This is a genomic window from Nonomuraea diastatica (assembly GCF_004349015.1).
Lineage (GTDB): Bacteria > Actinomycetota > Actinomycetes > Streptosporangiales > Streptosporangiaceae > Nonomuraea > Nonomuraea diastatica.
This window is the reverse complement of the sequence record NZ_SMKP01000094.1, coordinates 18850-38591: the sequence shown is the minus strand read 5'-3', so window position 1 is coordinate 38591 and position 19742 is coordinate 18850. Positions and strand designations below refer to the sequence as shown.

The 19742-nt window shown below is 71.0% G+C and carries 19 protein-coding genes; 12 read left to right on the top strand and 7 right to left on the bottom strand.

Going from position 1 to position 19742, the window contains the following annotated elements:
• Positions 1 to 322 (top strand): PucR family transcriptional regulator (locus E1294_RS29360; protein ID WP_132513696.1); only part of this gene is annotated, 322 nt, incomplete at its 5' end.
• A gap of 86 nt (positions 323 to 408) precedes the next feature.
• Here E1294_RS29360 and E1294_RS29355 read toward each other — a convergent pair.
• Positions 409 to 1035, bottom strand: a complete 627-nt coding sequence (locus E1294_RS29355) for a TetR/AcrR family transcriptional regulator (protein ID WP_132513694.1) — start codon at positions 1033 to 1035, stop codon at positions 409 to 411.
• Between the two features lie 290 nt (positions 1036 to 1325).
• Between E1294_RS29355 and E1294_RS29350 the strand changes: the two genes are divergently transcribed.
• Together E1294_RS29350 and E1294_RS29345 are read left to right on the top strand one after the other, a co-directional pair.
• On the top strand, positions 1326 to 2753 hold the full coding sequence (locus E1294_RS29350; protein ID WP_132513692.1) for an aldehyde dehydrogenase family protein: 1428 nt from the start codon (positions 1326 to 1328) through the stop codon (positions 2751 to 2753).
• A 45-nt stretch (positions 2754 to 2798) separates the two neighbouring features.
• Complete coding sequence (locus E1294_RS29345; protein ID WP_246083350.1) at positions 2799 to 3353, top strand: GNAT family N-acetyltransferase; 555 nt, start codon at positions 2799 to 2801, stop codon at positions 3351 to 3353.
• 13 nt (positions 3354 to 3366) lie between these two features.
• On the opposite strand, the gene E1294_RS29340 is transcribed toward E1294_RS29345, so the two are convergent.
• Positions 3367 to 4485 (bottom strand): trypsin-like serine peptidase, encoded by a 1119-nt coding sequence (locus E1294_RS29340; RefSeq protein WP_165977536.1) that lies wholly within the window; start codon positions 4483 to 4485, stop codon positions 3367 to 3369.
• 55 nt (positions 4486 to 4540) lie between these two features.
• A complete protein-coding gene (locus tag E1294_RS29335; protein ID WP_132513690.1) occupies positions 4541 to 5542 on the bottom strand; it encodes a trypsin-like serine peptidase in 1002 nt (333 codons plus the stop codon).
• Positions 5543 to 5739: 197 nt separating this feature from the next.
• Here E1294_RS29335 and dxr point away from each other — a divergent pair, with 197 nt between their 5' ends.
• The 5 genes from dxr to E1294_RS29310 all read left to right on the top strand — a co-directional run bounded on the left by dxr (position 5740) and on the right by E1294_RS29310 (position 11674).
• Positions 5740 to 6930, top strand: a complete 1191-nt coding sequence (gene dxr, locus E1294_RS29330; RefSeq protein WP_132513688.1) for a 1-deoxy-D-xylulose-5-phosphate reductoisomerase — start codon at positions 5740 to 5742, stop codon at positions 6928 to 6930.
• Between the two features lie 38 nt (positions 6931 to 6968).
• Complete coding sequence (gene ispG, locus E1294_RS29325; protein WP_132513686.1) at positions 6969 to 8132, top strand: flavodoxin-dependent (E)-4-hydroxy-3-methylbut-2-enyl-diphosphate synthase; 1164 nt, start codon at positions 6969 to 6971, stop codon at positions 8130 to 8132.
• A gap of 193 nt (positions 8133 to 8325) precedes the next feature.
• Positions 8326 to 9930: an alpha/beta hydrolase gene (locus E1294_RS29320; protein ID WP_246083349.1), complete on the top strand. Its 1605-nt coding sequence runs from the start codon at positions 8326 to 8328 to the stop codon at positions 9928 to 9930.
• 72 nt (positions 9931 to 10002) lie between these two features.
• Positions 10003 to 10845: a GNAT family N-acetyltransferase gene (locus E1294_RS29315; protein ID WP_132513700.1), complete on the top strand. Its 843-nt coding sequence runs from the start codon at positions 10003 to 10005 to the stop codon at positions 10843 to 10845.
• Positions 10846 to 10855: 10 nt separating this feature from the next.
• Positions 10856 to 11674: an NAD(P)H-binding protein gene (locus E1294_RS29310; RefSeq protein ID WP_132513684.1), complete on the top strand. Its 819-nt coding sequence runs from the start codon at positions 10856 to 10858 to the stop codon at positions 11672 to 11674.
• Positions 11675 to 11679: 5 nt separating this feature from the next.
• Here the strand turns inward: E1294_RS29310 and E1294_RS29305 are convergent, their stop codons facing one another.
• The 4 genes from E1294_RS29305 to E1294_RS29290 all read right to left on the bottom strand — a co-directional run bounded on the left by E1294_RS29305 (position 11680) and on the right by E1294_RS29290 (position 15071).
• Positions 11680 to 12057, bottom strand: a complete 378-nt coding sequence (locus E1294_RS29305) for a DUF3037 domain-containing protein (RefSeq protein WP_181958569.1) — start codon at positions 12055 to 12057, stop codon at positions 11680 to 11682.
• Positions 12054 to 12863, bottom strand: a complete 810-nt coding sequence (locus tag E1294_RS29300; protein ID WP_132513680.1) for a HipA family kinase — start codon at positions 12861 to 12863, stop codon at positions 12054 to 12056. Before E1294_RS29300 ends, E1294_RS29305 begins: the two co-directional genes overlap by 4 nt.
• Before the next feature lie 91 nt (positions 12864 to 12954).
• Complete coding sequence (locus E1294_RS29295; RefSeq protein WP_132513678.1) at positions 12955 to 13827, bottom strand: TIGR03619 family F420-dependent LLM class oxidoreductase; 873 nt, start codon at positions 13825 to 13827, stop codon at positions 12955 to 12957.
• Positions 13824 to 15071, bottom strand: a complete 1248-nt coding sequence (locus E1294_RS29290) for an LLM class flavin-dependent oxidoreductase (protein ID WP_132513676.1) — start codon at positions 15069 to 15071, stop codon at positions 13824 to 13826. The genes E1294_RS29295 and E1294_RS29290 overlap by 4 nt, the downstream gene beginning before the upstream one ends.
• Positions 15072 to 15158: 87 nt before the next feature.
• Here E1294_RS29290 and E1294_RS29285 point away from each other — a divergent pair, with 87 nt between their 5' ends.
• The 4 genes from E1294_RS29285 to E1294_RS53045 all read left to right on the top strand — a co-directional run bounded on the left by E1294_RS29285 (position 15159) and on the right by E1294_RS53045 (position 19725).
• Positions 15159 to 15968 (top strand): TIGR03619 family F420-dependent LLM class oxidoreductase, encoded by an 810-nt coding sequence (locus E1294_RS29285; protein ID WP_132513674.1) that lies wholly within the window; start codon positions 15159 to 15161, stop codon positions 15966 to 15968.
• Positions 15969 to 15989: 21 nt separating this feature from the next.
• Positions 15990 to 17423: a serine/threonine-protein kinase gene (locus E1294_RS29280; protein WP_132513672.1), complete on the top strand. Its 1434-nt coding sequence runs from the start codon at positions 15990 to 15992 to the stop codon at positions 17421 to 17423.
• A 99-nt stretch (positions 17424 to 17522) separates the two neighbouring features.
• On the top strand, positions 17523 to 19505 hold the full coding sequence (locus E1294_RS29275; protein ID WP_132513670.1) for a protein kinase domain-containing protein: 1983 nt from the start codon (positions 17523 to 17525) through the stop codon (positions 19503 to 19505).
• A gap of 61 nt (positions 19506 to 19566) precedes the next feature.
• Complete coding sequence (locus tag E1294_RS53045; protein WP_165977534.1) at positions 19567 to 19725, top strand: DUF6203 family protein; 159 nt, start codon at positions 19567 to 19569, stop codon at positions 19723 to 19725.
• The last annotated feature ends 17 nt before the right edge of the window (positions 19726 to 19742 follow it).

The window sequence follows — 19742 nt, the reverse complement described above, 5'->3', positions numbered from 1 at the left end:
GCGTCGGGAAGGGGTGGTGCGGTTCACGGAGCTGGCCGGGCAGGGCGTGCTCGGGCTGCTCGACCAGGCGGACGCCCAGGCGTTCTCGGCCGCGCTGCTGGCTCCGCTCACCGGTTACGGCTCCCGGGCCGGCCTCGTGGAGTCCCTGCGCGCGTACCTGGAGAGCAACGGCCACTGGGACGCGGCGGCGCAGCGGCTCGGCGTGCACCGGCACACGCTGCGCTACCGCATGAAACGCGTGGCCGAGCTGCTCGGCCGCGACCTCGACGATCCGGGTGTCCGCGCCGAGTTGTGGTTCGCGCTCGAAGCGGCCCGCCGCTGATCGTCAGCGCCGGAGCGTGGACGCGGCTGATCGTCGGCGGGGTGCGGACGCGGCCGATCGTCGGCGGCGGAGCGCCGACGCGGCCGTCATGCCTGCTTGTTCACCTGGTAGCAGCAGATGGTCGCCATCGTGACCGCCTCGAACGTGCGCCCGTCGCGCAGGTGCCCGGCACGCTCCAGGCTGATCGCCCCCTGGGCCGCCGCCCACAGCGCGTCCGCGATCTTGCGGGGCTGGGTCGGGATCAGGTAGCCGGCGGAGATGCAGTCGGCGATCACACGGTCAAGGATGTTGAGTGCGGCGCGGGCGAGGGTCCTCGCGCGCTCGCTGGGCTCGAAGCCGGGGATCGCCCGCTCGAACATCAGGCTGTAGTAGCCGGGCTCGGACAGGCACACCTGACGGTAGGCGGGCCCGAGAGCGGTCAGGTGCTCGAACGGGCTGCGTCGCTGCGGCACCGATTCCAGGTAGCGGCGGAAGCGCTCGAACCCCTCCAGATAGAGGGCCTCCGCCAGACCCTCCCGATTGCCGAACATCGTGTAGATGACGGTCGTCGTGCACCCTGCCTCCGCGGCGATCCTGCGCATGGTGAGGCTGTCGGGGCCGTCGGTCTCGAGCAGGTTGACGGCCACGTCGAGGAGGTGGGAGCGGAGTTCGTCGTGGCTGGCGCGCTCTCCCTTGAGGTAAGCACCCTGGAGCCCCAGCGGCGCCGAGGTCATGAGACCTCCTTAGCGGCCAAGGAGCTATGTGTCCTTGTGACCTCACGGTGTTCGGTCACGGGGCCCACGCCTTTCTGATCGGGGGCCCACCACGCTGTAGACCCGCATCCGATGACTTAGCCAGAGCGACGATTGCTCAAACCACTCCGCATGGTAAACATCCCGAATTGGGTCTAGTTCCGTTACATCATGGGTATACAACAGGGCTTGTACTTAACGGTGAGGTCTCGTGAGAGTCTTGTGCACCGTGGTGTCATCCCCGGACGTCGGCTTCGCATAACGTCTGAACTATGGACGTGCGTACCTTCTGGCTGGCCGGCCGCCCGGCGACCGGGGACTCCGAGCTCACTGTCACCAACCCCCACGACGGCCGCGAGGTCGGCAGGCATTCCGTGCCCACGGACGCGCAGGTCGAGGAGGCCATCGCCGCGGCGCACGCGGTCGCGGATCAGGCCGCCGCGCTGCCCGTGCACGTGCGGGCCGAGGCGCTGGCCCACGTCTCGCGGCGCATCGAGGAGCGGGCCGACGAGATCGCCCGCCTGATCACCGCCGAGAACGGCAAGCCGATCTTCTGGGCGCGCGGCGAGGTCACGAGGGCCGTCGCCACGTTCCGGTTCGCCGCCGAGGAGACTCGCCGCTGGTCCGGCGAGGCGCAGCGGCTCGACACCGAGCCGGCCGCGGCCGGGCGCCTGGCGTACGTGTCGCGGGTCCCGTACGGGCCCGTGCTGGCGATCACCCCGTTCAACTTCCCGCTGAACCTCGTCGCGCACAAGGTCGCCCCGGCCATCGCCGTCGGCGCCCCCGTCATCGTCAAGCCCGCGCCCGCCACGCCGCTGTCGTCGCTGCTGCTGGGCGAGCTCCTGGCCGAGACCGACCTGCCCGCGGGCATGTTCTCGGTGCTGCCGGTCCCGAACGAGCGCGCGGCCGGCCTGGTGCAGGACGCGAGGCTGCCCGTGGTGTCGTTCACCGGCTCGGCGCCCGTCGGCTACGCCATCGCCGACCAGGTGCCGCGCAAGCACGTCACGCTGGAGCTGGGCGGCAACGCGGCGGCGGTCGTGCTGGCCGACGCCGACCTCGACTGGGCGGCGCAGCGCATCGCCCTCTACTCCAACTACCAGGGCGGCCAGAGCTGCATCGCCGTGCAGCGGGTGATCGTCGAGCAGCCGGTCCACGACGCCTTCGTCGAGCGTCTGGTCCCGGCCGTCGAGGGGCTCGTCACCGGCGACCCCGCGGACGAGAAGACCCAGGTGGGCCCGCTCGTCTCCGAGGCCGCCGCCGAGCGCGTGGAGCAGTGGGTCAACGAGGCCGTGGCGGCCGGCGCCGAGGTGCTCGCGGGCGGCATCCGCGAAGGGACGTCCTACACCCCGACGGTGCTGGCCGGCGTGCCCCACGACGCCAAGGTGGCCCGCGAGGAGGTCTTCGGGCCCGTCATGATTCTCCAGCCCGCCGCCTCCGTCGACGACGCCTACGCGATGGTCAACGACTCGAAGTACGGCCTGCAGGCGGGGGTGTTCACGCGCTCGCTGGACGCCGCCTTCCTGGCCAACCGGGAGCTGAAGGTGGGCGGCGTGGTCGTCGGCGACGTGCCGTCGTACCGGGCCGACCAGATGCCGTACGGCGGGGTCAAGGACTCGGGTATCGGACGTGAAGGGCTGCGCTCGGCGATGACGGACTACACGTACGAGAAGGTCATGGTGCTGACCGGATTGCCGCTCTGAGGGCAGGGAAAAGCTATTGCTCCGCATATCAGCACCCTGGTAGACGTGGCCGGTCTACTGATGGGAGATCTCATGCTGACCGGAGACCGCGTGCGCCTGCGCGCCCTTGAACCAGCCGACAGCGAAGCCCTGTGGCGCTGGTATCACGATCAGGAGGTGGGGCGGTGGATGAACGGCTCGCCGCCCATTTCCCTCGCCCAGAACATGGAGAAGGGCGCCAACCGGCCGCGCAACACCTTCGAGCAGATGGTGCTGGGCATCGAGACGCTCGACGGCGGGCGCCTGATCGGCTATGTCGCGCTCGGTGACACCGACTTCATTCAGGGCGAGACCACCCTGCAGAGCATCGCCATCGGTGACCATGATCACCGGGGAGGCGGCTACGCGACGGACGCGCTGCGCCTGATCTGCAGGTACGCCTTCGAGGAGATGGGTTTGCACCGTGTGATGCTCTGGGTGGTGGCCGACAACACGGCCGCCGTGCGGGCGTACACCAGGGTGGGGTTCGTCGAGGAGGGGCGGCGGCGCGAGTCGTTCCGCACCAAGGGGAAGTGGCACGACTTCCTCATGATGGGGCTGCTGGAGTCGGAGCTGAAATGACCTGGCACGCCGGTCAGGCGCGTCCTGCCATGGTGTAGAGAGCCTTGGCGGCGTCGCCGAAGTAGGGGCCGTACATCGTGCGCTGGTCGTCGCTGTACTTGAAGCTGCTCAGCGAGGTGATCGTGCCCCTGCCGGTGGCGGCGTTGAACGTGGTCATCCAGGGGCCGCCGCTGGAGCCCGCCGTCATGGCGCAGCCGAGGCCCTGGTCGCGGGTCTGCCCGTGCGGGTCGTTCCGCAACCGTCCCGCGCAGTAGACCAGGTGCCCGCCGTCGTACGGCGGGTCGGCGGGATAGCCGAAGCCGTACGCCTGGCCGCCGCGTGGCGCGTTGAAGGCGATCTCCTGGGTGCCGACCACGTCGGCCACGTGCCTGCCGCGTGACGTGGCCAGGGCGACCATGCCGACGTCGTAGTTGTCGTCGCCGCTGCGCGACCACGGGTCGGGGACGAACATGCGGCGGGCGGTGTACTGTCCGAACGGCGCCTTCCCGCCGGACCCGTAGCCCGGGACGAACGTCCAGTTCGCCGCCCACTCGCCGGCGCCGTCCTTCACGCAGTGGCCGGCGGTGACCACGAGGTCCTTGTTGGCGCTTTTGACCGTGCTGGCCGAGCAGACGAAGTCCGCCCCGGCCACGGTCAGGAACACGCGGCCCGTCGTCCTGGCGACGAGGCCGCCGGAACCCCAGCGGGTGCCGACGGTGCTGGCGCTCGGCGCGGCGGCCGCGTGGTGGCGGGGCACGGCGGTTCTCGCCGTGCGGCCGGGAACGGCCTGACCGGCGGTCTGACCGGTGAGGGCGGGGAGCACGCGCCCGCCGGTCAGGTCGCTCAGCAGGCCCTTGCCGCTCGTGACGAGGCCGAGCAGTTCGATCGGCAGGGCCTTGGCCATGCGCTGCGGCGTCCAGTAGTCGAGCACGCGCTGCTGATCGGCGGGCGTGCGCGCGGCCACGTGCTCGACTATCCCGGCCTGCGGCGCCACGGAGGCGGGCCCAGTGCCGGGTCCGGTCATGGACCCGGCGATGGGTGCGGTGACGGGGTGTTCGGCCTGCTGCGGTGCCGGGGCCGCGCCGACGAGCGCGGAGCCGATCAGCCCCGCGAGGAGCGGGGCCCCCGCGAGCATGGGGGTGCTCAGGGTCATGCCCCCCGAGTCTGCACCACGAGATGTGTTCTTGTGACTACTTTCGGTAAGTTGCTCAGAGAGCGTTGGTGCTTTGTGCCGCCTGATAGACGGCCTGAGCCTCATTTCCGAAATAAGGGCCGAACATCCAGTTCGGGGCGAAGTTGTATTTGAAGCTGTTGACCGAATTCTGCGTCCCGAGGCCGGTCGACTCGTTGAAGCTCAACATCCACGGACCGCCGCTCGAACCGCCGGTCATGTTGCAGGTCAGGCCGTGGTCCTCCGACATCGCGACGTCGTCGAAGGTCCGGCCGCTGCAGTGGATGAGCTTCGAGCCGTCGTACGGCGCCGCCGCCGGGTAGCCGAAGGCGTACATCTGCTGCCGTCTGGGCTGGTTGAAGGCCACGCCCTGGCCGCCCACGACGTCCACCAGCGTCTTGCCCTCCAGGGGCGCGACCACCGCGGCGGCGATGTCGAAGTTGATGTCCTCGCGGGCGTTCCACTGGGGTGTGGTCAGCAGCCGGGTGGCGGCCCAGGTGCCGAAGGGGCGCTTGCCGTTGTCGTAGCCGGGCACGAAGACCCAGTTGGTGTGGAAGGCGCCGTTCATCTTCACGCAGTGGCCGGCGGTCAGCACCACGCTCTTGTTCGCGCTGGTCACGGCCGAGCCCGAGCATGTGGCGTTGCGGCCCTGCGTGGTGAAGAAGACCCGGCCCGTGGTCTTCACGACGGCGCCGCCCTTCGTCCAGGGCGTGCCCGACGACCTGGCCGCCTGCAACGCGACGCCGTTCTTCGACGCGCCACTGGGTGGGGCCGTCCACGGGGTGCCCTCAGCGGGCTCCGCCATGGTCTTCTTCGTCCCGGTCTCGGGACCGGGCGCGTCCAGCGGAGGGGCCGCCTCCATGCGCCGCTCCGTCCAGTACGTCAGGACCTGGCGCCGCTCGGACGCCGAATCCGCCGCCGCCTTCTGCGCGGGCTCCGGCCGCACCCGTACGTGGGCCTGCGCCCCGCTCGCCGGGAGCAGGGCGGCGCTCCCCGCGGCGAGGGCCAGGGCGGAAATCAGAGCAACTTTGCGGTGCATTACGTACCTCCCGAAACCGAACGTGAGCTTCGGAAGGTAGTGGCATCGATATCCAGTTTTCTCAAGATTTGCGCGATCCGATATGGCGATATTCCGGCACAAATTAACTGAGTTATCTCGCGTCACATAAGTAAGGCACTTTGCGGCTGATCGGGGTCTCGTGCCCGAGTACGCCACGCAGCGGGGACAATGGACGGGTGCATGAACAGACCCTCCGCTCCGTCGTCGTGCTCGGCTCCACCGGCTCGATCGGCACCCAGGCGCTCGACGTCATCGCCGCCGACCCCGGCGGCTTCACGGTTCCAGGGCTGGCGGCGGGGGGTGGCAAAGTCGACCTGCTGGCCAGGCAGGCGGCCGAGTTCGGCGTCGAGGTCGTGGCGGTGGCCGACGCCTCGGCCGTGCCGGCGCTGAAGGAGGCGCTGGCCGCGCACGACGCCCACCCCACGGTGCTCGGAGGTCCTGAGGGAGTCGCCGAGGTGGCGGCGTGGCCGTGCGACACCGTGCTCAACGGCATCACCGGCGCGCTCGGCCTGACCTCCACGCTGGTCGCCCTGGAGTCGGGCAGGACACTCGCGCTGGCCAACAAGGAATCCCTCATCATCGGCGGGCCCCTGGTCAAGCGGCTGGCCAAGCCGGGGCAGATCCTGCCGGTCGACTCCGAGCACTCGGCGCTGCAGCAGTGCCTGTGGGCCTCGGGGCCCGACGGCTACGACCCCGCCGAGGTCAAGCGGCTCGTGGTCACCGCCAGCGGCGGCCCGTTCCGGGGGATGAAGCGCGCCGAGATGGCCGACGTCACCCCGGAGATGGCGCTGGCCCACCCCACCTGGTCGATGGGGCCGGTCATCACGATCAACTCCGCCACCCTGGTCAACAAGGGGCTGGAGGTGATCGAGGCACACCTGCTGTTCGACCTCGGCTTCGACCGCATCGAGGTCGTGGTGCACCCCCAGTCGATCATCCACTCCATGGTCGAATACGTCGACGGCTCCACCATCGCCCAGGCCAGCCCGCCCGACATGCGGCTGCCGATCGCGCTGGCGCTCGGCCACCCGCACCGCATTCCCGGCGCGGCCCGGCCCATCGACTGGACCAAAGCGCACACATGGACGTTCGAGCCGCTCGACGACGAGGCGTTTCCCTCCGTCGCGCTCGCCAGGCACGTCGGCAGCGCGGGCGGCACCGCGCCGGCCGTCTACAACGCCGCCAACGAAGCCTGCCTCGACGCGTTCATGCGCGGCGACCTGCCGTTCCTGGCGATCGTCGACACCGTCGCCCAGGTCGTCGAGGAGCACGACGTCACCCCGGCGGGCTCCGTCGACGAGGTGCTGGCGGCCGACGCCTGGGCCCGGGCCCGTGCGGCCGAAGTCACAGCAGGGCAGTACCGCTAACTACCTAGACTGAAAGCGTCGTCACAGTAAGGGTTGAAATGTCATCTGTAGCTCTCGGCATTCCGGCGGTGCGCCCCAAGCCGCTCGCCGAACGCCGCCACACCCGCCAGCTCATGGTCGGCAGCGTGCCGGTGGGCGGCGACGCCCCCGTCTCGGTGCAGTCGATGACGACCACGGTGACCGCCGACGTCAACGCCACCCTGCAGCAGATCGCCGAGCTGACAGCCTCCGGCTGCCAGATCGTGCGCGTGGCGGTGCCGTCCCAGGACGACGCCGACGCGCTGCCCGTGATCGCCAGGAAGTCGCAGATCCCCGTCATCGCCGACATCCACTTCCAGCCGAAATACGTGTTCGCGGCCATCGAGGCGGGCTGCGCGGCCGTACGCGTCAACCCGGGCAACATCAAGAAGTTCGACGACAAGGTCGGTGAGATCGCCCGGGCCGCCTCCGAGCACGGCGTGCCGATCAGGATCGGCGTCAACGCCGGCTCCCTCGACCCGCGGCTGCTGCAGAAATACGGCAAGGCCACGCCTGAGGCGCTGGTGGAGTCGGCCCTGTGGGAGTGTTCGCTGTTCGAGGAGCACGGCTTCAGGGACATCAAGATCTCGGTCAAGCACAACGACCCGATCGTGATGATCAACGCCTACCGCCTGCTGGCCGCCCAGTGCGACTACCCGCTGCACCTGGGCGTCACGGAGGCCGGGCCGGCCTTCCAGGGCACGATCAAGTCCTCCGTCGCCTTCGGCGCGCTGCTGGCCGAGGGTATCGGCGACACGATCAGGGTCTCCCTGTCCGCGCCGCCGGTCGAGGAGGTCAAGGTGGGCGCCCAGATCCTGGAGTCGCTCGGGCTGCGCGAGCGCGGCCTCGAGATCGTGTCCTGCCCGTCGTGCGGGCGGGCCCAGGTCGACGTCTACACGCTGGCCGACCAGGTGCAGGCCGGGCTGGAGGGCATGAAGGTCCCGCTGCGGGTGGCCGTCATGGGCTGCGTCGTCAACGGGCCGGGCGAGGCCCGCGAGGCCGACCTCGGGGTGGCCTCCGGCAACGGCAAGGGCCAGATCTTCGTCAAGGGCGAGGTCATCAAGACCGTGCCCGAGTCGCAGATCGTCGAGACCCTGATCGAGGAGGCCATGCGGCTGGCCGAGGAGATGGGCGTCGAGATCGACCTCGACGACGACGCCGGCCCTCAGGTCACGGTCGGCTGACCTGCCCTTAGACGCACGCGCAGACCCCGGGCCCGTCATCGGCCCGGGGTCTCCGACGTCCGCGGGGCGTTTTCGGTTCCTTCACTCTTTGCAACTGATCCATTACATGATGGCAAGCATTTCCCCATACCCAGCGTCATGACCCGGTCACATACGGGAGCATCGCAAGGCCTATGACATGGGAGGGGGCCGGGTGAAACGGGTAGTCGGGATTGTCGCCGGAACGGCGGTGCTCGTCGCCGGAATCGTGAGCGCGGACGGGGTGGCAGTGGCCAGTGGAACGAGAGGCGCGCCGGCCGCGCCGTCTGCGGTGGCCTGGGGGCCGTGTTCCCAGGCGTCGGGGAAGCCGGTGCCGGCCGGCCTGGAGTGCGCCACCGTGCGCGTGCCGCTCGACTACCGCGAGCCGCTCGGACATTCGATCAAGGTGGCGATCAACCGGATCAAGGCCAAGACGTCGCGGGACGCCGACCACCTGGGCACGCTCCTGGTGAACCCGGGCGGTCCTGGCGCGTCCGGCCGCAACCTCACCGCGCACGTCGCCAGGAACCTGCCCGGCGACCTGCGCGACCGCTACGACATCGTGGGCTTCGATCCCCGTGGCGTCGGCGCGAGCGAGCCGGCCATGCGCTGCGTCGACCCCGACGCCTACTACAAGGCGCCGCGGCCGGACGCCGTGCCGCGCGGGCGGGCCGAGGAGCGGGTGCTGCTCAGCCGGGCCGCCGCGTACGCGAACGCGTGCGGCAACCGCTGGGCCTGGCTGCTGCCGCACCTCACCACCGAGAACTCCGCCAGGGACATGGACACCATCCGCGCCGCCCTCGGCGAGCAGAAGATCAGCTACCTGGGCTACTCCTACGGCACCTACCTCGGCGCCGTCTACGCCACGCTCTTCCCGCAGCGTGTCAAGCGGCTCGTCCTGGACAGCGTCGTCGACCCCACCACGGTGTGGTACGAGGCCAACCTCAGGCAGAACGGCGCCTTCGAACGCCGCCACCGCCTCTTCCTCGGCTGGGCCGCCGACCACAACTCCGTCTACAGGCTCGGCGCCACCACGAGGCAGACGTCGTTCGCCTACAACGCGATGCGTGACAGGCTGCGGGACCGCCCGGCCGGCGGCATCGTGGGGCCGAGTGAGCTCGACGACACGTTCACCATCGCCGGATACAGCGACAAGGTCTGGCCCGCGTTCGCCGCGGCGTGGTCCGCCTACGTCCGGAAGGGCGAGGTGAAGGGCCTGGTCGACCTCTACGACAAGCACGGCAAGATCGACGCGGCGGACGAGAACAGCTACGCCGTCTACCTGGGCGTCCAGTGCCGCGACGCCCGCTGGCCGCGCGACTGGGACAGGTGGAGGGCCGACATGACCAGGTCGCACCGCAGCGCGCCGTTCCTGACCTGGCCGAACGCCTGGTACAACGCCCCATGCGCGTTCTGGCACGTGCGTGGCGGCGAGCGGGTCCAGGTGCACGGGTCGCCGAAGCTGCCGCCGATCCTCATCCTGCAGTCCCGTGACGACGCCGCGACACCCTACCGGGGGGCGCTGACGGTGCACCGCCTCTTCCCGAGCTCCCGCCTCGTGGTCGAGCAGGGGGGCAACCACGGCGTGTCGCTGGGGGGCAACCAGTGCGTGGACGGGCACCTGGCGGCGTACCTGAGTGACGGCTCGCTGCCGGCGCGGGACGCCGGGTGCCGCGCGTTGCCTGAGCCGAACGCGTCAGCCCGCATGGCCGCGAACCCGGGAGAGCGGCACGACCTGCTGGGCGCCCTCGGGTTGCCGGGGCTGCTGGGCGGAAGATGACGTCAAGAATCCGTTACCGCGGGCATCGCCAGATGAGCTAATCGGTAACCCTTCGCGTAGTCTGACCGTGTGATGCTGCGTACATCGGCGTCGCGCGTGCTCGATGACAGCGACCGGGACGAAGTTCTCGCCATGCTTGACTCCGATCCGGTCGCCAATGTCTTCGTCTCCTCCCGGGTGCGGGCCGTCGGACTCAATCCGGCGAGGCTGGGCGGGCAGATGTGGGGATTCGGGCCGCGCGGTGGCCTCGTGTCACTCTGTTACGCCGGGGCCAACATGGTGCCGGTCAACGCCGGCCCTGAGGCCGTGCACGCGTTCGCCGACCGCGCTCGCAAGCAGGGGCGCCGGTGTTCGTCCATCGTGGGCCCCGCCGACGCCGTCTCGTTGTTGTGGGAGCGGCTGGAGCCGCACTGGGGCCGGGCCCGCGCGATCCGCTGGGCGCAGCCGGTCATGGCCACCTCGCACAAGCCGCCGGTGCCCGCCGACCCGCTCGTCCGCCGGGTGCGGCCAGAAGAGTTCGACATCCTGCTGCCCGCGTGCGTGGCCATGTTCACCGAAGAGGTCGGGGTGTCGCCGAACCTCGGCGACGGCGGCGCCCTCTACCGCACCAGGGTCGCCGAGCTCATCAGGATCGGCCGCTCCTACGCCCGCATCGAGGACGGGCGGGTGGTGTTCAAGGCGGAGATCGGCGCGGTCACGCCGCACGCCTGCCAGATCCAGGGTGTCTGGGTCGCCCCCGACCTGCGGGGGAGGGGGCACGCCGTGGCGGGCATGGCCGCAACGGTGGAGGCCGCGCTGAGCTGCTTCGCGCCCGTGGTCACGCTCTACGTCAACGACTACAACCGTTCGGCGCGCGCGGTCTATCGCAAGGTCGGCTTCCACGAGGTCGACACCTTCATGTCCGTGTTGTTCTAGCATCCAGGGCATGATCCTTGTCACGGGTGCCACGGGCAACGCGGGTGGAGCGCTGGTGCGGACGCTGGCCGGGCGGGGGGCCGGGGTGCGGGCCCTGGTGCGGCGTCCGGTCGACCTGCCCGCCGAGGTGACCCTGGGAGATCTGAACGATCCCGCGTCGGTGGCGGGCGCGCTGGCCGGGGTGCGCGGGGTCTTCCTCCTGAGCGGCTACGACCGCATGGCAGAGACACTGGCCGCCGTGGCGCGGGCGGGGGTCGAGCACCTGGTGTTGTTGTCGGCCAGCGCCGCCGAGGCCGCGAACCTGGACAACCCGGTGTCGAGCTACCACGTGGAGTCCGAGGCGCTGGTGCGCGAGGCGGGGGTGCCGTGGACGGTTCTGCGGCCGCGTACGTTCATGTCGAACACGCTGCGCTGGGCCGACCAGGTCAGGGCCGGGAAGGTCGTACGCGAGACATTCCCCGAGGTCAGCGTCGCCACCATCGACCCCCTCGACATCGCCGCCGTCGCCGCCGCGTCCCTCCTGGAGCAGGGCCACGCCGGACAGGTCTACGGGCTGACCGGGCCGCGGGCGCTGCGGCCCGCCGACCGGGCGCGGCTCCTGGGGGAGGCGCTCGGCAGGGAGGTGCCCTTCGAGGGGTTGTCCGACGCCGAGGCCAGGACCGAGTTGCTCGCGACGATGCCGCAGGCGTACGCGGAGGCCTTCTACGGGTTCTTCGCCCGCGGCGAGCTGGACGAGTCGGCGGTGCTGCCCACCGTCGAACAGGTCACCGGCCGGCCGCCCCGCACCTTCGAGGAATGGGCGGTGGCCAACGCGGAGGTGTTCCGCTAGAGCGGTCAGAGGCGTACGAGCTTGTCGAAGAGCCTGGCCAGCTCGGTGCCGGGGTCGGCCGTCAGCCCCACGTGCACCGGCCCGGCCTGCACGATCGTGCTGCGCGGGGCCGTCAGCCAGCGGAACCTGCCGCCGAGCGACTCGCCCTCCAGCGGACCGGCCTCGTCGCCGCAGGCCAGCTCGTACGCGCTCAGCGCCCGGCGGACGCCGTCGACGTCGGCGCCGGGATCGACGGCCCTCAGCCGGCCGGCGTCGAGCTCGACCCGCGCGCACAGGTAGCCGCGCGGCTGGCAGTAGAGCAGCACGCCGGCGTTGATCAGCTCGCCCCGCTCGACCCTGGGCACGACGCGGATCACCGCGTATTCGTAGACGTCCCTGGTCACCGGCTGCCTCCCCGCCAGAACTCACCGACGGACCCCGGCCCCTGCCTGGGCGCCTTCTGCCCGGAGCGCACCAGCCAGTCGTGGGGCTCGCGCGCCCGCCGGAGCAGGTGATCGGTATACGCCTCGCGTACGGTGGCGGCCGAGCCGAACCCTGGCTCGCCGTCGAGCCATTCGCCGGGCACCAGCGCCGTCACGGCCTCCAGCAGCTCTGGGGTGATCTTCGCGGCCAGCTCCGTGCCCGCCGCCGCCACGTCGCGGGCGAACGGCGCTAGCACGTGGTCGCCGGCGTCGAACGGCCGCCGCGGGTCGGCCGTCTTCCAGTTGTGGTGGAACCAGAGTGCCGCGCCGTGGTCGATCAGCCAGGTGTCGCCGTGCCAGACCAGCAGGTTGGGGTTGCGCCAGCTCCGGTCGATGTTGTGGATGAGGCCGTCGAACCACACCACCCTCGACGCGAACACCGGATCCGCCGACCAGGCCAGCGGGTCGAACCCGAGCGCGCCCGGCAGGAAGTCGACCGCCAGGTTGAGCCCGGTGCTGGCCTTGAGGAGGTCCTGCACCTCCTCGTCCGGCTCTCTGACGCCGAGCTGGGGGTCGAGGTAGATGATCTTGAGCTCGGGTGTCCGCAGGCCCAGGCGGCGGCCCAGCTCGGCCGCGACGATCTCGGCGACGAGCACCCGCCGGCCCTGGCCCGCCTCACGGAACTTCACGACGTATGTGCCCAGGTCGTCGGCCTCGACGACGCCCGGCAGCGACCCGCCCTCGCGCAGCGGGGTCACATAGCGGGTCGCCGCGATCCTTTCCAGCACGAGCCGAGGCTATCGCCCTTTCCCGCCACCCCGGTTCCTGGGCGCGCTGCACGCCGAGCCAGGACAGCGACCTCTCCGGCCAGGCGGGCGGTCAGAGCTTGGCGATGACCTCCTCGGCGAAACGCTCCATGGTGGCGATCTTGAGCTCCAGGGTGTCGTCGCCGTACCGGGCCTTCTCCTCCGGAGTGGCCAGCCACCATGGCGCGGCCAGCGTTCCCGTCACGCCCTTGGCGGCGAAGCGCTTGTACGTGCCGGCGTCCGGCAGCACCGCCAGCGGCGCGATGACGTCGAAGGGCTGCCCGCTCCTGCCGGTGGCGTCGAGCTGCCGGCGGAGCGTGTCGAGCACGGGGTCGAGCTGCTCCTCGGTGTAGATGCGGTTGCCGATCCAGCCGTCGCCCAGCCGTGCCGCCCGGCGCAGGGCGGCCTCGCTGTCACCGCCCACATGGACGGGGATGCGCCCGGCCGGGACGGGGGAGATCGACAGGGCGGGCAGGCCGTCCAGGGTGACCGTCTCGCCCGCCCACAACGAGCGGAGCACGGGCACCATCTCGTCCAGCCGCCGCCCCCGCGTGTGGAAGTCCTGCCCGGTCGCGACGAACTCCTCCTTGCACCAGCCCACCCCCACCCCGAACGTCACCCGGTCCCGCGACAACACCGCCGCCGTGGACACCTGCTTGGCCACGGTGAACAGGTCGCGGACCGGGGCGATGTAGACGTTGGGGGCGAACCGCAGCGACGTGGTCACCGCTGACATGGCCCCGATCGTCACCCACACGTCCGGCCAGTGCGTCCGCGCGTTCCAGCGGGGCCGCCCCGACCGTGAGTACGGGTACGGCGTCTCGAAATCGGCGTAGAAGAGATGGTCGGAGAGCGTCAGCGTCTCGAAGCCGCACCGTTCGGCGGCCAGCGCCAGCTCCACGAACTGCTCCGTGTCGGAGAACGAGGCCCCCAGCCACATCTTCATCGGAACTCCGGCGCGACCTTGGTGGCGAACAGTTCCAGGTTGCGCTTGACCGTGTCGAGCGGCAGCACGCCCTGCTGGCCCTGCATGTAGAGGCCGAACCACTCCAGGTCGGGCATCCGGTCGAGCATGCGCTGGATGCCGCGCTTGACGTCGTCGGGGGTGCCGAAGAGCGCCATCTCCACGTCGTTCATGCGCTTGGCGTCGCCCTTCTCCGGGGAGATGGGCTTGTGTTTCTCGTCTTCCTTCTTCCGCAGCACCTCGAGGTAGCCGAACGGGCCGAAGAAGGCGGCGAAGTCCTTGGGGATGCTGCGGCCGAAGGTGTTGATGGCCTCCTCGGTGGTGTCGGCGATGCCGACGATCTTGAGGATGCCGGTGTGCTCGCCCAGCTTGTAGTGGCGGTCCTGCTTGGCGGACTCCTCCTGGTAGAGCCTGGCCTTCTGGGCGTGGTCGTCGGGGTTGGGGGTGAACATCCACGGCATGATGTCCTCCTGGGCGGCCCTGATGACCGACCGGTCGGAGATCGTGAACGGCTGCCACAGCTCGGGGTGCGGGTTCTGGTACGGCCTGGGGCAGACGGAGACGGCCTGCACCGTGCCGTCATCGGAGATCTCGCCGGGCGCGCCGAAGGTCCTGGTCCACTCCTGCGCCGGCCAGCCCTCGATGCCCTCGTACGGATAGGGCACCTGGTAGTCCAGCACGTCGGACTTGTAGCGCAACGTTTCCTGTGTCCACGCCAGCTTCATGATCTTCAGCACCTCGCCGAAGACGTCGAAGTTGCGGGTGTCGGAGGCCGAGCCGTCCGAGCGGGCGGCGGCGGCGTGCCAGCGCTGGCCCAGCACGTTCATCCAGCGGTTCTGGTAGCCGCGGGCGACGCCGAGGCGCAGCCGTCCTTTGCAGAACTGGTCGAGCAGCGCCACGTCCTCGGCGGCCCTGATCGGGTCCCAGGCGGGCAGCACCAGGCCGAGCGGCGCCAGCAGGATGCGCTCGGTCCTGGCGGCCAGGTCGGTGAGGAACATCAGCGGGTTGACCGAGAACTCCATGCCCTCCGAATGGAAATGGTGCTCGGTCATCATCAGCGCGTCGAACCCGACCTGGTCGGCGTGGACGGCTATCTCCCGCACCTCGTGCAGCAACCTCTGGTACGACTCCGTGTCACGCCCGATGGGCCGTCTGGCCTTGGCGTTCTCCTCGGCCGCGTAGCCAGAGCCGGGAATCTGCGGATTCAGGAAGATAGAGAACTTCACCGTTGGGCCTCTCTCCGCGGATGGTCTTCTGCAAGGTACTCTGGAAATCTTAACCGAGCAATCGCTTGGTTCACGACGGGAGGTCCCATGAGGCTCGGGGTCACGATGTTCGCGACGGACCTGGCCATGCCGGTCCAGGACCTGGCCAGGGCGGCGGAGGAACGCGGCTGCTCCTCGCTCTACCTGCCCGAGCACACCCACATCCCGGTCTCGCGCCGCACCCCTCCCGCGGGCGGGCAGCAGGACCTGCCCGAGGAGTACAAGCGCACCCTCGACCCCCTCGTCGCCCTCTCCTTCGCCGCCGCCGCGACCGAGCGGCTGCGCCTCGGCACCGGCATCCTGCTCGCCGCCCAACGAGACCCCATCGTGACCGCCAAGGCCATCGCCACCCTCGACCACCTCTCCGGCGGGCGCGTGGTGGTCGGCGTCGGGTTCGGCTGGAACGTCGAGGAGATCGAGAACCACGGAGTCCCGTACGGCCGCCGCCGCGAGGTCGCCAGGCGCAACGTGCTGGCGATGCGGGCCCTGTGGCGCGACGAGGTGGCCTCGTTCGACGGGTTCGAGCCGTCCTGGTCCTGGCCCAAGCCGATGCGGGTCCCGCCCGTGTACGTGGGCGGCGCCGCGGGGCCGAAACTGTTCGCGCACGTCGCCGAGTACGCCGACGGCTGGATGCCGATCGGCGGCCACGGGATCAAGGCGGCGCTGCCCGTGCTGCGCGAAGCGTGCGAAAAGGCCGGGCGGCCGATGGCCAAAGTGATACCGTTCGGGACGCGGCCGACGAAGGAGAAGCTCGACTACTTCGCCGGTCTCGGCATCGAGGAAGCCGTGGCCGCGCTGCCGAGCGGGTCCGCGGACGAGGTGCTGCGCTTTCTTGATCAGTACGTGGCCCTTCGCTGATGGCGGGCATAATGGCGGTATATGTCCGAGCTTCGTGCCGATGATCCACGGCGACTTGGGCCGTACCGGCTGGCACGCAGGCTCGGCCAGGGCGGCCAGGGCGTCGTGTACCTCGGCGAATCCCCGCATGGCGCCAAAGTCGCGATCAAGCTCCTGGGCGCCAGCCTGTCGGGCGACCCCGACGTGCGGCGCAGGTTCCTCGGCGAGGTCGAGGCCGTGCGCCGGGTGGCGGCTTTCTGCACGGCCCAGCTGATCGAGGCCGATCTCGAAGGCGACCGGCCCTACCTGGTCAGCGAGTACGTCGAAGGACCCTCGCTGCGCGAGCACGTGATCGCGGAGGGGCCCCGCGAGGGCGGCTCCCTCGACCGCCTGGCCATCGGCACCGCCACCGCCCTCGGCGCCATCCACCGCGCCGGCGTCGTGCACCGCGACTTCAAGCCGGGCAACGTGCTGCTCGGGATCGACGGGCCGCGCGTGATCGACTTCGGCGTGTCCAGGCTCGTGAACACCGCGGCGACCACCGGCCACATCCCCATGGGCACCCCGGCCTACATGGCGCCCGAGCGCATCCATGGAGAGCCGGCGGGGCCGCCCGCCGACCTGTGGGCGTGGGGGCTGACCGTCGCGTACACCGCCAGCGGCCGGCACGCGTTCACGGCGGAGACGCACCGGGAGGTGCTGGCCAGGGTCCTGTACGGCAAGCCGGACCTGGGACCGCTGCGCGGGCCGCTGCGTGAGATCGTGCAGGCGTGCCTGGTCCCTGAGCCCGGGGACCGGCCGAGCGCCGAGGAGGTGCTGCTGCGGCTCCTGGGGCAGCAGACGGCCGGCGGACAGGACGTGCTGACGTCCGGCGCCATGGCCGCCGTCGGCGCCGCCGAGCAGCGCGAGATCGTGATCACCGACCCTGACCCGACGACGAGCTTCCCCGTTGTACGCGTCCACGAGACGGCCGTCACCTCCGCCGGCCGCGGTGAGGCCGGGCACCAGCACGCCGCCGGATCGGCGACGTCCGGCGGAGGGGTGCGACACCCTGGAGCGCGGCCCGACAGCAGGCGGGTGCGGCTCTGGCAGGTCGTCGTGGCGGTGGCCGGGCTCGCCATGGGGGTGGCCGGGTTCGTGTTCTGGTTGCGCGGCGCCCAGGGCCCCGGCCTCGAAGGCACGTGGACGGGCTCGGCCGAGCACTTCACCGCGGAGCGCGTCTTCCCCATCGAACTGCGTGTGCACTCCGATGGCGGCGGCGCCATGCGATGGGGAGCGGATCTGCACTGTTCCGGACGGATCGGGCAGACCGGCAGCCGTCTCGTGTTCACCCTCGATCAGGTCGAGGGCGAGGAGTGTTACTCAGGCACGCTGCGGATGCTCCCGACGACCGACACTAACCAGATGGCCATCAAGGTCACCCGCCACGGTGAGGACGAGGTTACGTATTCGGGCAAGGTCGCCCGTACCTCCTGACCTGCTGTATCACGGTCAGGCAGCGATTGGCCTGCGCACGGTTGACTGCGGGCGGCCCGTTGCCTTCAGTAGGTAGCAGGCGGCGAGGGGAGGGTGCCCGTGCCAACGGCACAGCCGCTCAGGACGGGGGACCCGCAGCGGCTCGGGGAGTACACGCTTTCCGGGCGCCTGGGCGAGGGTGGTCAGGGTGCGGTGTTCCTCGGCACGAGGGGCGGGGAAAGATACGCGGTCAAGCTGCTGCACGGGCCGGTCGGCGACGAGCGGGGGGCGTTCCTGCGGGAAGTCGAGCTGGCCAAGCACGTGGCGCGGTTCTGCACGGCGCAGGTGATCGACGCGGGATTCGACGAGGGCCGGCCGTACATCGTGAGCGAATATGTCGACGGGCCCTCGCTGCAGCGGGAGGTCGCGCTCACCGGGCCGCGGCGCGGCGGCGCGCTGGAACGGCTCGCCGTCGGCACCGCGACCGCGCTCGCGGCGATCCACCGGGCCGGGATCGTGCACCGCGACTTCAAACCCCAGAACGTGTTGCTCGGCCCCGACGGGCCGCGCGTGATCGACTTCGGCCTGGCCAAGGCGCTGGACGCGGCGGCCACGGTGAGCGGCCGGGGTGTGGGGACGCCCGCGTACATGGCGCCCGAGCAGATCACCGCGTCGGCGGTCACCGGGGCGGCGGACGTGTTCTCGTGGGGCGCGACGATGTGTTTCGCGGCCAACGCGACCGCGCCGTTCGGGCAGGACTCCGTCGCGCCGGTGCTGCACCGCATCCTGACCGCGCCGCCCGAGCTCGGCCTGCTGGACGGCCGGTTGCGCACGCTGGTTGAGGCATGCCTGGACAAGGACGCCCGCAACCGGCCTGCCAGCAGGGAACTGCTGCTCGCGCTGCTGGGCGACGCGGACGACGTGCCGGACGGTGTGCTGAGCTCGCCACCCGCCCACATCCTGCGGGCCGTGCCGCCGCTGATCCCCGAGCCGCGGCCCCCGATGGCCGAGCCGGAGGCGACGGGGGCGTCCGGCGGTTACGTGCTGCCCGAGTCACAGGAGCCACCACCAGTGGGCTCCGGTCCCCCTTCGGGGGATTCCGCCTCGGGCGGTGGCGCAGGGGAAGGCGGTGCATCGCGGGTGGGGCGGCAGCCCGAGGCGTCGCTGCCCGGCGCCGGCACGCCGATGCCGCAGGCCCCGAGGCGGGGCTGGCCGAGGGCCGCCATCGCGGTCTGCGCGGCGCTCACGGTGACCGCCGCCGTGCTGCTCACGGTGCTCATCCCCACCTTCGACGACCAGCGGGGTGCGCAGGCGGGGCAGCGGCTGCCGGACACGTACCCGCCCGTGTTCACCCAGTCGCCGATCGGCGAGTCCACGCCGATCAGGACCAGGAAGAAGGCGCAGGAGCAGCGCGAGCCCACCTCGAAGCCGCCCCCGGTGACCCGCCCCGTCACCGTGCCGGTGCCTTCGCTGGTCGGGATGAGCAGGGGCGCGGCGACCAAGGCCCTCAAGAAGGCCGGGCTGGTGCTGGGCCCGGTCACCGAGGCCGACTCGCCGGAGAAGATCGGCCGAGTGCTCAGCAGCGAGCCCGCCTCCGGTGCGAAGGCGGCCAAGGGCAGCAAGGTCGCGCTCCAGGTGTCGAAGGGGGTGGCGGTGCCAGCGGTCGCGGGCAAGCCGCGCCAGGCCGCCGAGGACGCCCTGACCGGCGCGGGCCTCGCGGTTGGGACGACCAGCCACGCCTGCTCCGACCAGCCGGGCGGCCGGGTGCTCGGCAGCGACCCCGAAGCGGGCAGCCGCGTCGCCGGTGGCACCCCGGTGAACCTCACCCTGTCCCGCCGCGGCACGGCCGTGCCGCCCGTCGTCGGCCGGGCCAAGGCGGACGGGCGGGCGGCGCTGCAGGCCGCGGGCTTCAGGGTGCGGCAGCGCGGGCAGGCGGTGGAGGACGAGTCGCGGGTGGGCACGATCCTGCGCCAGAGCATCCCGGCGGGCAACTGCGCCGAGCCGGGAGCCACGGTCGTGATCGTCGTCGGCGTGGCCGGCCAGTCAGGCCCTGGCGATGAGCAGCCTTCGCCGACCCCGAGCGGCCAGATCCCCGGCGAATGACCGCTCCGGCTCCTCGCACGGACGTATGCGTGCCGAGCCGCTCCCGGGGCAGGTGCAGCGCATGAAAAAGTTGTTCATGTTCTTCGCCGCGAAGTGGCTGGCACGGACGCCGCTCGGGCTCGCCGTTCTGGGGCTGGGCTGGTTCCTGGGCAGGCGCCGCAGGCAGCGACAGGAGGGTGCCCAGCATACGGAGCGGCGGCAGGTGGCCGCTCGCCGGTAGTCGCGCGTCGACGCGCC

Excerpts from the sequence above, each read along its gene's own strand:
- E1294_RS29340 (WP_165977536.1), bottom strand. The coding sequence starts at position 4,485 with ATGACCCTGAGCACCCCCATGCTCGCGGGGGCCCCGCTCCTCGCGGGG.
- E1294_RS53045 (WP_165977534.1), top strand. The coding sequence starts at position 19,567 with ATGAAAAAGTTGTTCATGTTCTTCGCCGCGAAGTGGCTGGCACGGACG.
- E1294_RS29285 (WP_132513674.1), top strand. The coding sequence starts at position 15,159 with ATGAGGCTCGGGGTCACGATGTTCGCGACGGACCTGGCCATGCCGGTC.
- E1294_RS29350 (WP_132513692.1), top strand. The coding sequence starts at position 1,326 with ATGGACGTGCGTACCTTCTGGCTGGCCGGCCGCCCGGCGACCGGGGAC.
- E1294_RS29295 (WP_132513678.1), bottom strand. The coding sequence starts at position 13,827 with ATGAAGATGTGGCTGGGGGCCTCGTTCTCCGACACGGAGCAGTTCGTG.
- E1294_RS29355 (WP_132513694.1), bottom strand. The coding sequence starts at position 1,035 with ATGACCTCGGCGCCGCTGGGGCTCCAGGGTGCTTACCTCAAGGGAGAG.
- E1294_RS29335 (WP_132513690.1), bottom strand. The coding sequence starts at position 5,542 with ATGCACCGCAAAGTTGCTCTGATTTCCGCCCTGGCCCTCGCCGCGGGG.
- E1294_RS29280 (WP_132513672.1), top strand. The coding sequence starts at position 15,990 with ATGTCCGAGCTTCGTGCCGATGATCCACGGCGACTTGGGCCGTACCGG.
- ispG (WP_132513686.1), top strand. The coding sequence starts at position 6,969 with ATGTCATCTGTAGCTCTCGGCATTCCGGCGGTGCGCCCCAAGCCGCTC.
- E1294_RS29310 (WP_132513684.1), top strand. The coding sequence starts at position 10,856 with ATGATCCTTGTCACGGGTGCCACGGGCAACGCGGGTGGAGCGCTGGTG.
- E1294_RS29315 (WP_132513700.1), top strand. The coding sequence starts at position 10,003 with ATGCTGCGTACATCGGCGTCGCGCGTGCTCGATGACAGCGACCGGGAC.